The following is a 13,218-nucleotide window of genomic DNA, read 5'->3' as shown; positions in this document are numbered from 1 at the left end:
GGCAATTTACTACTAAAGAGGCGAGGATTAAATTAAAGAGGCTTTACCCTAAAATACAACGTTGACATAACACTAGTTTAAGAAGCCAAAACTCGTGCGGTTGATTGTGCCTGGTCGTTTCCCTGCACGTCTACCTCCACTAGGTTAGGCAACTCATCTAGTATGCTCAAATCTTCGATTTGATTGTTGCTCAAATTTAAGCGCTTTAGCTTCTTAAGGTTTCTAAGCGGAGTCAAATCAGTGATTTGGTTATTGCTCAAATCCAAACTTTCTAAGTTGGTCAAAAACTGCAAATCATTAATTTGCGTAATATTTTTTGAACTCAGCTCTAAAGTGTTTTTATACAAGAAGTTATCCAATTGGTCTACTCCTATCTGTATGTCATTGATTTGCAACAAGCCAAGACTTTTAAATATACGAAGCACTTGTATGTCGTGTGAGTCTATCTTGATCAGGGCAGCATGTTTTACTTTTTCAAGGTCAGCCACGCTAATATTCACAAAATCTTTGCTCTTACCTGAAGTATAAGTTTTATAACGTCCAAACAGTGATTTTGCTTTCTCATACAACATTTCACCACGCAATTGCTCTCCTTGCTCAAGGTCAGACAAGTCTAGGTGCTTGGCAAACTGTAAGTTATAAAAGGCCTCTGTGACCAAAAAGTATTCAAGAATTGACTTGTGAGCAAAGGTACACTGATGTAATGTATTCATGTGCAACAAAGCCCTGGTTTTAAGCTCTAAAGTACCCAAGTCTACATTGTTATTTTCGGCAAGTACTTTTAACTCATCATCGCTGATAATAAAACCACCTCTACGTTTGCGGTTCATGTACATATCAATTGCCACTTCTCGCGAAAACTTATACAAGTCTTTACGGTACTTCTCTTTATTGTCAGGACGACGTTGTACTTCCCTTTCAATCCACTTGGCAATCAACTCAGTGTAAATTTGGTAGGTAGAACTGTAGTGGTCACGACTTTTGATCAAATCGTCTATATACCTCAACAACATAGGGCGCACCATTAGGTTAGGCGAATGCAAAACAATTTTTTCTGCCTTTTTACGCTTGTTGATGTTCAATAAATTGTAGGTTTTTTTGAGGTATGCCTTAATGTCTTCATTGCTGAAAGGAGACAAATAGATTTTACGGAATTGATACGTGTTGTCTTGGTATTTAAACTTCAAGACACCTATTTCGCCCGAGTCCTCTTCTTCTTGTGGAAAAAACTGGGTACGACAAGTAAATATAACTTCCTTAAAATCGCCTACTTTCTGAAGTATGTAATGTAGTCTTTTTTGATGGGCTTTGATGGCTTCACTGTCTTCATCAAATGCATCAAGTAATAATATAGTATTGGCACGCTCTTCGGCAGGTATTGCTTCTACCTCCTCCATAGCATTAGGAAAACTCAACGGAAAAATCTTGATTTTATAATCAGTCTCTGCCAACAACTCCGCATATTTTACATAAAGATTCAGCATAAAGGTAGTTTTTCCCATACCAGCCTCTGCCAATATGATATAAAACTTGTCTCTATACATAGAGTCTTTAAGGTTTCTTTGAGTAAAAAATGGGATGAGTAACTGACGGGTCACAAATGCACATTGGTTCAATGGGTCATTGGCTGTTTCAGGAGCCACGTTTTGGCAATGTGTTGGGACATAATTTTTGAGTGCATGGTTTATTTCATGCTTTGTATAATACTTATACAAATCTTCTTTAATTTCTTGTAGCTTCATTGGTACTCTGTTTTTTTAAAAGATATTTGCTTTATGTGGTAGGGCTGAAGTTATGAGCCACAACCATCTTTTATGGTTTTATCGTAAAACAATCTGCCTGATTGATACCATTTAAACTGGGGTTGAAGTATTTTAATACAATTGGCTTAGCTGGTAGGTAAAAGGGTTAATTTAGTTCTTTGTGCTTTAGTTATTTTATTTACAAAATTGTAATTATGGATAAAGAACCTACATCAACGTCTCGTATTTAATTTATTCGCTTATGTTTCTTGTGTGTTAGTATTACAAAGTTAAATGATTATCCTGAGATCACACAACCTACAATTATGCTGGCAATTACGACAGGGGTAATAAGTTAAAAAAGCAATAAATAACATAAAAATGACAATAACTTACATTGTCATTTTTATGTTATAATAAAATATAAAGCTCTCCAAACGAAAGTCATTTTTAAAGTGACCCTTAGTCATTACAAATTTGAGCTAAACTAAGTGTAATAAACATGTAACTACCTGTTTATAAGTATGTTAAACACATATAAAGAATAAGAAATATATTTTGTGAATGGTTTATTGAAAGGCATTATATCTATAGCAAAAATTGATCTAATCTACTGCATAACAAACACTTATATCTTACTCAGAGAATTATAGTTTTTTATATTACATACATAAAAACTCAAATATATTAAAGCGAGCCGTCACGTATAACCTGCTATTGAGTGTATGTAAAGTCTTATGGTTTTTTAACTTTTTTAGACAGTTAGGTTCCTAATATTCAATAATCGGGCTAATTCAAGAAAAGAAGGAATAATTGTTTCTTCATAGAAAAAGCTTAAATAGTTACACTTTTATAAAATTTAGCATTTTGAAAAACTTTTTTTTCGGTAATTCACTCTGCAAAAGTTAACCAAAAAAAAGATTTTTTTAGTCTGAAAATTCACAAAATCACCCTTTTTTAAAGGACAAAACTAAGTAACCAAATTAGTAATCATAGATAAGAAGTTCTTTTTTCATTCAAAAACATCCATGTTTACTTTTAAGCATACTGACTATAAGCATATTATAAAAGCTTTGCTTACTTAAAGTACAAGGTTGTAAGCTTTATTTATGGCGCATAAAAAGTATACGCATAGTAATATTTCTCAGTGAATAGTAATATTTCCTATATTCGTTTTATTTTTGTTTAAACTGCTTCCGTTTTCAATACTTATTGAAAATTCAGTACATTATACAAAACATAACAAACTATCTACTACAATGAAAGTAAGTTTTAAATTCCCAAATGAAGACCTATTGAAACAATGGCTGGCAGCTAGAAAAACAGATGAATTTTCATACCCAGAGCAAAAAGCCACTCAACAAGAACAGTTTCCTGTAGGATATGACCATGATCGCAATAAGTGCCTATTAGGAAAAGGGCAGACGGTATTCAAAAAAGCGAAACAAGCCATTGATGAATGGGTGATGTTTCCGGCTCCTTGGACAAAAATTTACCCAATTACTCCTGCTCAAATCGAGCAAGAAGTAGCAGTCTTGTTTCGGTTGTTTGGGATTTGGTGGTTTAACAGTAGCAGAGTAGTATACACTATTGATAAACCCAACTGTTATGGCTTTGCTTACGGTACGCTTACCCAACACGTAGAAAAAGGTGAAGAAGTGTTCTTTGTGGAACAAGATGAGGAGGGCAATGTATGGTATAGAGTAGAGGCTTTTAGCCAGCCCAATAAATGGTATGTCCACCTCACCAAACCACTGGCAAGGGTATATCAACGCAAATTTGCCAGAGATTCAAAAGCAGCTATGCAAGCCTATTGTCAAGGGGTTTAATGCTTGCTTTTTGTATTGACTGGGTGGTGCAAATGCGACATTGAGCAACTTTCACAGTGTTCATCTTTGCCCCAAAAAGTTTGGTAAAGCTGCTTACCAAGGTAGATACAGGCTACTAAAAATGTAAGAGTAACGAATAGAGTTTGCATAAGTTTTTGGTTCTTAGAGTAACTTTACTTCACCAGATGAGGCTTTCAGACAAGGCAAAAAAAGTATGAGTATACTTTTTTGCCTTTTAGAGCGTATGCTTGACAAACGCTTGCTCAATGCCTCTTTCTAAAACAATTGATATACCAATAGTGCCGAAATATACGCCAACCCTGTCATATACACCAACTGAATCAAAGGCCATTTCCAGCTTTTGGTTTCCCGCCGTACAATTGCCAATGTGCTCAGGCATTGCATAGCAAAAGCATAAAATACCATTAAAGAAAGCCCAGTAGCCAGGCTATATACAGGCTTACCATTGGCATGTTTTTCAGCACGTAGGCGATCAATTAATGACTTGTCACTTTCAAAGTCTGCCCCTACACTATAAATAGTAGCCATAGAGCCAACAAACACTTCACGGGCAGCAAAAGAGGTAATCAAAGCTATGCCTATCTTCCAATCATACCCCAATGGGCTAATCACAGGTTCTATGGTTTTACCCATAATACCAATGTAAGAGTTTTCAAGTTTGGCAGCACTCACCTTTTTTTCGTAGCTATCCAGCATTTTTTTATCCGTAGTGGCAGGTTTATCAATGGCTTCTACTGCTGATGCTATTCTATTGCCTGGCCCATAAGAAGCAAGCACCCACAAAATAATAGAAATGGCCAGAATAATTTTACCCGCTTCCCATACAAATAAGCGAGTTTTTTCCCACAGAGTAATTGTGATATTTCGCCAACGAGGTAGTTTATAAGATGGCAGCTCAAGTACCAAAAAACTACGACTATTGGTTTTGATGATGATGCGCATAATAAATGCCACTGTCAATGCCATTACCAGCCCTAGTACATATAATCCCAGCAATACCAAGCCTTTGAGATTAAATACTCCCCATAATAGTTTATCGGGCACTACCAAGGCAATTAATAAGGTATAAACAGGCAAACGGGCAGAACAACTCATTAGAGGGGTTACCAAAATTGTAATCATTCGGTCCTTCCAATTATCAATTGTACGGGTGGCCATTACTGCCGGAATAGCACAAGCTACGCTGGAAATCATAGGTACTACGCTTTTTCCACTGAGCCCAAAAGGACGCATCAGCCTGTCCATAATAAACACAATACGCGCCATATAACCTGTTTCTTCTAAGATAACAATGAAGGTAAACAAAAGCACTATCTGTGGCACAAAAATAACTACCCCCCCTATACCTGGGATTACTCCTTCGGCAATTAAGTTGGTAAAACTGCCTGAAGGTAAAACACTTTTTGTCCATTGGCTTAAACTCAAGAATACCTGATCAATCAAATTCATAGGTATTTCGGCAAGAGCGTATATTGCCTGAAAAATAATCAACAATATCCCTAAAAACAACACATAACCAGCGATAGGGTGGGTAACTACCTGATCTGTTTTTTGGGTAAATTTTGCCGCTGTTTTTGTTGTAGTTTTCTTATCTATGACAAAACGTAGCATTTGGCGAATTTTTTCAAACCTCTGCCGGGTTTCTTCGGTTTGATCTTGTGTGGCAGTAGAGAAACCACTCTCGGTAGCATTTGTAAACACGGTGGGAGGCACTTCTGGAGTTGCGTCATTGGCAGTTGCCAATGCTTGGGTTTCTACAAAGGGATAATGCTTTTCTGGCGCTTGGTAACCCGCTATTGCATCTTTCAGCGCTTGTATGCCTTCGCCTTTGCGTCCATTCATGGGTAACACAGGTAGGTTACCAAACATTTCGCTGAGTTTCTCATAATTGATTTGAATTCCTTTTTTTTCCGACAAGTCGGTCATATTTAACGCAAGTATGGTAGGAACTTTCAAATCGTAGATTTGAGTAAAAAGTAATAGGTTGCGTTCAAGGTTTGAAGAGTCTGCTACCACAACAATCAAGTCGGGGTAATCTGGATGCTGAGGGTTTTGGAGTAAGTCTTTGACTACTGCTTCATCCTTTGAGCGAGGGTACAAGCTGTAAGTACCCGGTAAGTCGGTTACTTTAATTTTTGTATGTTTAGTAAGCTTACAAATACCTTCTTTTTTGTCTACCGTTACCCCTGGATAGTTGCCTACGTGTTGGTTGAGACCAGTAAGTTGATTAAATACAGTACTTTTCCCTGAGTTTGGGTTACCTACTAATGCTATGTTGTCAATTTTTATCGCCATCACATCCCTTTAAATCTTTCTCTTTCTTACTTTGAAGAGCAAAATTATAAAATAGCTTGTTTATTATTTATAAAAATTCTAAATAATTAATTTAAATATATAAAATTGATCAACTAATGAGCTACAAAAAATGTTTGGCATTGTCTCTTTCTTTTAGCATTGCCTCTTTCTTATTCATAACAATCAATGGGTGCCAAAACCAGACTAACTTGCCTCCATTCAAGTTTCCCTCCCACTTTCCTTCTCCTGTATATAATTTTGACAAAAATCCCTTAAGCAACCAAGGAGTAAATTTAGGGCGTCGCTTGTTTTTTGACCCAATACTATCAAAAGACAGTAGCATTGCTTGTAGTAACTGTCATCATGCTTTACAAGCCTTTGCCGACACAGGCAGGTTTAGCCAAGGAATAGCTCAACAGCTCACCAAAAGAAACACCCCAGGGTTGTTTAACTTGTTGTGGCAACGTGAGTTTTTTGCTGATGGGGGTGTCAGACATTTCGAGCTTATTCCTTTGGCGCCTTTGGTCAACCGACAAGAAATGCAAGGCGACTTGCAGGAATTACTAGGTAGGTTGAACAAAAACACCTCTTACAAGCAGCAATTTTCCCAGGTTTTTGATACCGATTCATTGCAAAGTAAACATTTGTTGTATGCCCTTGCCCAGTTTATGGGCAGCCTTATTTCGGCCACCTCTCGCTATGACCAATACGTACAAAAAAAACTACTACTATCTGATATTGAGCAACAAGGATTGATAGCTTTTAAACAAAAATGTAGTACTTGTCACCAGGTAAACAATCAGCTCTTCACTGACTTGTCTTATCGTAATATAGGTTTAGACAGCATTTTGGGAGACGTAGGCAGGTACAATATTACCGAAAGGAAAGAAGATAAAGGAAAATTTAAAGTGCCAAGCCTTCGGAATGTCTTGCTTACCCCCCCTTATATGCACGATGGCAGGTTTAAGACCATAGATGAGGTATTGACACATTATACCAAAGGAGTAAAGCACACCCCTACACTGGATACAGGTCTGCGCAATAATACAGGCAGTTTAGGCATTGCATTGTCGCTTGACGAGCGCCAAGCAATTAAGGCTTTTTTGCACACACTTACTGACACAACTTTTATTCGGAAACACCACAAGTAATGAGGATACCATCTTATTTATTACTTGTGGTGCGTGATTGTTGGGGTTGGTACTGCTGAGAAACAGTTCTCAGTTAAGAAGGTTTGTTCTAAACCGGACAATGATTGTTGAGGGCTATACCCAAAAATCCCGTTTACGGGGTGGCGACCAGGTTCCTAAACAAATACCTCAGGGCGGGTAGCTCCTACGTACAACTCTTGCCACCAGTCGGCCAATGCATTGGCTTCCATCACCCCTTTGGGCGAACTACTTGCGTGAATAAAGTTTACAATATCATTGTCGTAATCGGTACTGGTGACCATACCCACATGGGTAATTTGAGTGTTGCCTGGCTGGTTGGTAAAAAAGATTAAATCGCCTGCCACTAACTCATCAATTTCTACATATTTGCCTATCTTTTGCTGATCTCCTGCTACCCTTGGAACATCATGACCTATTGCCTGAAAAGCCTGTAGCATCAATCCAGAGCAATCGATTCCCTCTTTGCTATTGCCTCCCCAAAGGTAAGGGCTTCCTAAAAATTCGCGGGCTTTGCCTATGACTTGTTGAACTTTTTCTGCTTGCATATTATTCAATTATATTTTAAAGTATTTATGAATATTACGGGTATTTTAAACATAGCAATAAATATATAGAAAAGACAGAAAGAGTTTTAATTTTGCACCGCTATTTCTGATTACCTTGTGTTTTTGACCTTTATTATATCAGACATTAGCGTATATTTACATGATTTATCAAACACAATTATGGGTATTGTAGCGCGTCAGGGGATCAAATCGGGGATAATCTTATATATAGGAGTGCTGATAGGGGCACTCAATAACGTTTGGATATACCCAAAGTTCTTAACTCCAAAAGAAATTGGTCTTCTAAGGTTATTACTTGCCAATGAGCTAGTCATGGTCACTTTTGTTCAGTTAGGTACTTATGGTATTATAGACCGGTTTTTCCCTGCATTCAAAGAGTCTGACCAAAAACGTGGCGCATTTATCCAGTTTAGCCTGCTTTATCCCTTGCTGGGTCTTACTGCCTTCTTGTGTATACATTTCCTTTTCCCTGACTTTTGGGGGGCTATTTATGCCAAAAAATCTCCTGCTATTATTCAATATTATGAAGTACTTGCTATTTTGGTATTTCTTACTTCTTATCAGTTTATTTTAGGGGCATTTTCAAGGGCTCACTTCCGGGTTGTTGTACCCAGTATGCTAGACAATCTACTACTAAAGGGTGGAATTACTTTCTTGATTATACTATTTAGCCTACAAATACTCACCTTTACTCAGTTTATATGGGGGTTGGTAGTTATCAGGTTTACCAATGTAAGCATCCTGGTATTTTACCTGAAAAGACTTTTGCAAAAACCGATTCTATGGGGGCAACGACTGTCTAAAGCAGACTTGAAAAGTATTATCCAATACGGCTTATACATGGTGTTGGGTGGTGCTAGCAGTGTTATTATTTCTCAGATTGACATTATTATGCTGGCAAGTCTTGTAGGAGAAGAGGCTACCGGAATTTATAGTATTGTATTTTTTATAGGCACCGTTGTAGAAATTCCCAGGCGAGCTTTGGCTCAAATTTCGGTACCTGTCATTGCTTCTGCCTGGCAAAACAATGACCTGACCACGATCAAACAAATTTACCAAAAAACGGCTATTAACCAACTGATTGTAGGCGCGTTGGTACTTGGTCTGATCTTATTAAATATTCGAGACATTTTTTTGCTTATGCCTAAGGGCAAAATATATAGCCAAGGTATATACGTAGTACTGTTTATTGGTCTTACTCGCTTTGTAGATATGCTCATGGGAGCCAATAATGAAATTCTACTTTACTCAAAGTATTACAGGTTTAACCTGATTACTAATGTTATTTTGGCCATTATAATGATTAGCATCAACTTGGTACTCATCCCTTTGTATCAACTCGATGGGGCTGCTTTTGCTACTTTGCTATCTATCATTATTTTTAACCTCATTCGTTTTACCTTTTTACTGGTAAAGTATGGCATACAACCTTTTACCTATCAAACCATACTTGCCTTGTTATGGATCAGCATTGCCACAGGCTTGGGCTATTTGACACTATCACTACAATTACCTCCCCTACTCAATATCATCGTTAAATCTGCCATTGTTTCTCTATTTTTTGTTGTAGGCGTCTGGAAACTCAAGCTATCTGAAGATATGAATATCATAGCCAACAATGTCATAAGCTTAGTGAAAGGAAAGGTATCGAAGTAAAAAAGTATGTGTAGACCTACACATACTTTTTTGCTTTGGCTAGAAACTCGCTGTTGCTAATAGTTCTTTAGTTCACGTTTTGAATCACGTTCTTTCATACTTTCTCGTTTATCATACAGTTTTTTACCTCTTGCTACTGCCACTTCTATTTTTGCCAGTCCGCGATCATTGATAAACAAGCGGGTAGGAACAACTGAAAGACCTTTTTCAGCCAGCTTCTTCGATATTTTTTTTAGTTCCTTTTTATTCAGCAATAGTTTGCGCTCACGGGTAGGTTCGTGGTTATAATGGGTGCCGTTTTCGTAAGGTGCTATATGCATTTGCTTTAACCATAACTCTTCATCTTTAAAAAAACAAAAAGCATCACCCAATACTACCTGACTTTGTCTGATAGATTTTATCTCGGTACCTGTAAGCACAACCCCCGCAATATATTTGTCTAGAAACTGATAATCGAATGATGCTTTTCGATTCTTGATATGTACATTTTTAGAGATTTCTTTTTTCTTTTTATCTTTTCCCATAGTTGTTTGTCTTTTTTGATTATTACTCCATAGCTTCTACGGCCTCAAGTTTTTAGCAACAAGCGACAAGTTTGAGGCTGATCTGCAAGCAACTAACCGATTTCACAAAGCTTTGTTTTTTAGGTGATTATAAAATCGCTAGATGGAAGCAACAGTTTAATACACTAGTATTTTGGTAGATACACTTTGTCCATTGCCAAAACTAGCTTTGAGCAAATATATGCCTCTTGGCAATTCGCCAATTTCTACAAGCTTTTGATTTACAAAGGTAGTATTTTTAGGAAAACTATTGCTGTATACGACTTTCCCTCGGTTATTATACAACTTCAGGTGAGCATCTAACCCACTCAGTATAGTCACGGTTACTCTTCCAGTATTAGTGGGGTTAGGAGCAATATTTATCAAAGGGTTGGCGTTTATGTCCAATCCTTGAAAGTTGATCACATTAGATGTTCCTTCGCAACCTACACTAGTGGTCACATTTACAAAATAGTTACCTGAATCAATGGGTATAAAAGTTTCATCGTTGGCACCAATAATAGGTGTACCATTGAAATACCACTGGTATTTTCTAATATCGGCAGTGAGCACCGACAGTCTGTTATTAGAAAGTATTACTTGGGGTTCAGGGGGTGATTTTACTTCTACCTCTGCTTGTCGGGTATTGCTAAATCCACACGAATTAGTTACTCTAATGGTATAAATGCCTGCATCTTTGGCGGTGTAAGAACTGCCCGAAGAAACTACATTTCCATTGTATAACCATTCATATTTAGCATTAGCATCTAAAATCTCGGTTGATAAAACTACACTATCGCCCTGACAAAACTCAAGGGGAGTAAGGTGCCCAAGAATGGGAGGGGCTTGTTCATTAGATTGGATTACTTGTGACAAAGACAACGCCGAACAGCCTTGTTTGGATATTTCTACCCTATACTCTCCTGGATCGCTTACCTCTAAGACCTCACCATTGGCGTTATTTACCAATTTATTATCTTTAAACCAACGATATTGTACTGTTCCTTCACTTTGAGTTGCCTTCAGTTGAATACTGACCGCATTGCAAAGAATATTAGACCCTCCATTGTTTTGAATGAGCAACCCTGGGGTTGTGAGCGCCCCACCAAATGTTATATTAATATTATTTGTTGAAATGGCATTGCCACACTCATTATCTACCCTTAATGCATAACTTCCAGCCTCTGTAGCATTGTATGTGGCAGTATTACCCACCAAAATTCCATCTTTAAACCATTCATAGGTACCTTCTGTACCGTCAAACTGAGCAAATAAAGTCACTGGTTTGGTGATATCACATACATTTGTAGCACTCCCTGGAATAATGCTTACATTGGACGGTGCAACCACAAACCTGATCAGTTTTTTGGCTTCTTTCACTCCACATTCGGCACTGGTTACCCGTAATAAATATTCACCTGTTTCGGTTACATTCAGCGAAGCGCCTTCTCCCTTTTTCTGGTTATTTAAAAACCACTCTAACACTAAACCGCTACCTGATACATTGCCAGTAAGGGTAACTGTACCAGTGCCACAGACTAAGGTATCGGAGGCAGTAATACTAATGGTATTGGGCACTGATTTGATATCTAAAGATATAGCGTTGGACAAGGGACCATTACCACAAGCATTCTGGGCTTGTACAGTATACGCTCCGCTCAAAGTAGCATTGTAGGTATTAGTAAGAGTGGTAGCTACAGCTACCCCATCTTTAAACCAATTGTATGACAAACCATCCCCGTCCGAGGTCGCAGTTAGTTCAATCTTACCATCACAAGTGATAGTTTGAGTACTTGTCATAGCAATGGTCGTAGGGGGGGTAGCTACAAACGGTATATTGACTACAGCAGAAGTTTGTGCTCCACAAACGGAGTTATCTAAGGGGTTGATGCTTTGAATTTCTACCTGATAATCCCCTGAGGTGGTTACATTAAGGGTGGCACTAGTACCCGCTACAACATTGTCTTTTTTCCACACATACTTCAGGTTATCTCCGTCGGTATCTACGCTTAGTACTAATGAAGTAACCCCACAACCCAGCGAGGGTGGGCTTGAGGATTTAATATTGGCGTAAGTGGGTGGGTTAATTGAGGTAATGGTCACAACAGAAGAAGTAGTACCACCACAAAAGTTGTAGACCTTTACTGTATAGTTTCCACTAAGCGATGGGGTATACTCATTGTCTGAAGAGTTGGCAGAGGTTTTTACCAATGTTCCATCTCTATACCATTCATATTTCGAAACAGTACTACCTGGCGATAGGTTGGCACCAGCCGAGAGTCGGGGAAACAAAGCCCCACAAAATGTACTTGCACTGGTTTGGTTTATAAATATTGACCCTGGTTTGTCTGCATCTTGCATCACAATAGTGGCGTCATCATTTCCACAGCCATTGCTCACTACCACTTTATAAGTACCAGCTCCTGTAGCCAGGTGGGTGGCGCTGTTTGTTCCTTCAGGCACACCATTGCGTGACCAGGCATAGTTTAAATTATCTCCAGAAGCAGTTACGGTCAATAAAGTGCCTGAACCGTTGCACACAAGCTGTTCAGTGTTAGCCGCCGCTACATTTACATTAGACGGTGGGGCTCCTACTATGGTAATAGTTACAGAGTTTGTCGAGAGCGTTGCATTACAATCATTGACCGCCTCTACGGTATACACACCTGCTGCTGATACATTGTAGCTATTATTAAAATTAGTTTCAACAAGCACTCCATTCTTGTACCATCTATATGCATCTATTTCACCTGTGGCAGTGGCAGTAAGTGTGGTATTACCTCCACTACATATAGAAGTAGAAGAAGCACTAATGCTTACAGATGAAGGGCTGCTGCTGACTGTTTTTATTTGTGCTTTAGCCGTTGACTCTACACCATCTACTGTGACTGTATGTATCTGAAAACCATTGACCGCAGTAAACTCAGCATTGGTACCCAAGGTAGTACCACCTAGTCCTTTCCATTCATAGGTGGTGCCTGTAGTAGTGGTACGTAATTTACGCCCTCCCGAACCAGCACTACACAAAGTAACGATTGTGGTAGTTCCGTTAGGAAGAGTACGCCACACGCCAGGGCTAATTTCTACCTGCAAGTCAGGTACGGTGAGGGGTTTATATTTTACAGGTTTAACGGCTGTAGTATCACTTTTTGCGTACGCAGTTTTTGCTGTGGTTAACACCCACAGTCCTATTATTAAACTAAATGTGGTAAGGAGTTTTATTCGATATACTGTCATTATAAATTTTGAAATTTAAGCGCAGGGTTATTAGTCATAATACCTTTTTTTACCTAAAGGTAAGCAAAAAAATATTTGTACTCAATCAGAGGTAGTATACCTGATGTAACCCACGGATTAATTTTGGTATTTTTTACTGTAATTTTTCACCATTTGAT

At 38.3% G+C, this 13,218-nt stretch carries 8 protein-coding genes; 3 read left to right on the top strand and 5 right to left on the bottom strand.

Annotated elements, in window-relative coordinates:
* Positions 1 to 77 precede the first annotated feature (77 nt).
* Positions 78 to 1,742, bottom strand: a complete 1,665-nt coding sequence (locus Q0954_RS20415) for a leucine-rich repeat domain-containing protein (protein WP_299459630.1) — start codon at positions 1,740 to 1,742, stop codon at positions 78 to 80.
* A gap of 1,259 nt (positions 1,743 to 3,001) precedes the next feature.
* Here Q0954_RS20415 and Q0954_RS20410 point away from each other — a divergent pair.
* Entirely contained in the window at positions 3,002 to 3,571 is a 570-nt protein-coding gene (locus Q0954_RS20410) for a DUF1990 family protein (RefSeq protein ID WP_299459627.1), read from the top strand.
* Between the two features lie 276 nt (positions 3,572 to 3,847).
* On the opposite strand, the gene feoB is transcribed toward Q0954_RS20410, so the two are convergent.
* Positions 3,848 to 5,887 carry a ferrous iron transport protein B gene (feoB, locus tag Q0954_RS20405; RefSeq protein ID WP_299459624.1) on the bottom strand — a complete coding sequence of 680 codons (2,040 nt, stop codon included), beginning with the start codon at positions 5,885 to 5,887 and terminating at the stop codon, positions 3,848 to 3,850.
* Positions 5,888 to 6,003: 116 nt separating this feature from the next.
* Between feoB and Q0954_RS20400 the strand changes: the two genes are divergently transcribed.
* Positions 6,004 to 7,038, top strand: coding sequence for a cytochrome c peroxidase (locus Q0954_RS20400; RefSeq protein WP_299459621.1), 1,035 nt, complete (start codon positions 6,004 to 6,006; stop codon positions 7,036 to 7,038).
* Between the two features lie 155 nt (positions 7,039 to 7,193).
* Here Q0954_RS20400 and Q0954_RS20395 read toward each other — a convergent pair whose 3' ends face one another.
* Complete coding sequence (locus Q0954_RS20395) at positions 7,194 to 7,604, bottom strand: C40 family peptidase (protein ID WP_002695861.1); 411 nt, start codon at positions 7,602 to 7,604, stop codon at positions 7,194 to 7,196.
* A 180-nt stretch (positions 7,605 to 7,784) separates the two neighbouring features.
* On the opposite strand from Q0954_RS20395, the gene Q0954_RS20390 reads away from it, so the two are divergent.
* Positions 7,785 to 9,281: a polysaccharide biosynthesis C-terminal domain-containing protein gene (locus Q0954_RS20390; protein ID WP_299459616.1), complete on the top strand. Its 1,497-nt coding sequence runs from the start codon at positions 7,785 to 7,787 to the stop codon at positions 9,279 to 9,281.
* A 56-nt stretch (positions 9,282 to 9,337) separates the two neighbouring features.
* Here the strand turns inward: Q0954_RS20390 and smpB are convergent, their stop codons facing one another.
* Entirely contained in the window at positions 9,338 to 9,805 is a 468-nt protein-coding gene (gene smpB, locus Q0954_RS20385) for an SsrA-binding protein SmpB (RefSeq protein ID WP_299459614.1), read from the bottom strand.
* 156 nt (positions 9,806 to 9,961) lie between these two features.
* Entirely contained in the window at positions 9,962 to 13,060 is a 3,099-nt protein-coding gene (locus Q0954_RS20380; RefSeq protein WP_299459612.1) for a T9SS type A sorting domain-containing protein, read from the bottom strand.
* Between the last annotated feature and the right edge of the window lie 158 nt (positions 13,061 to 13,218).

This window comes from uncultured Microscilla sp., from assembly GCF_947493425.1.
Taxonomy (GTDB): domain Bacteria; phylum Bacteroidota; class Bacteroidia; order Cytophagales; family Microscillaceae; genus Microscilla.
The sequence above is the reverse complement of the archived record's forward strand: the minus strand, read 5'-3'. Positions and strand labels throughout refer to the sequence as shown.

Coding starts and splice junctions, on each gene's coding strand:
- Q0954_RS20415 (WP_299459630.1), bottom strand. CDS start 1,742: ATGAAGCTACAAGAAATTAAAGAAGATTTGTATAAGTATTATACAAAG.
- Q0954_RS20410 (WP_299459627.1), top strand. CDS start 3,002: ATGAAAGTAAGTTTTAAATTCCCAAATGAAGACCTATTGAAACAATGG.
- feoB (WP_299459624.1), bottom strand. CDS start 5,887: ATGGCGATAAAAATTGACAACATAGCATTAGTAGGTAACCCAAACTCA.
- Q0954_RS20400 (WP_299459621.1), top strand. CDS start 6,004: ATGAGCTACAAAAAATGTTTGGCATTGTCTCTTTCTTTTAGCATTGCC.
- Q0954_RS20395 (WP_002695861.1), bottom strand. CDS start 7,604: ATGCAAGCAGAAAAAGTTCAACAAGTCATAGGCAAAGCCCGCGAATTT.
- Q0954_RS20390 (WP_299459616.1), top strand. CDS start 7,785: ATGGGTATTGTAGCGCGTCAGGGGATCAAATCGGGGATAATCTTATAT.
- smpB (WP_299459614.1), bottom strand. CDS start 9,805: ATGGGAAAAGATAAAAAGAAAAAAGAAATCTCTAAAAATGTACATATC.
- Q0954_RS20380 (WP_299459612.1), bottom strand. CDS start 13,060: ATGACAGTATATCGAATAAAACTCCTTACCACATTTAGTTTAATAATA.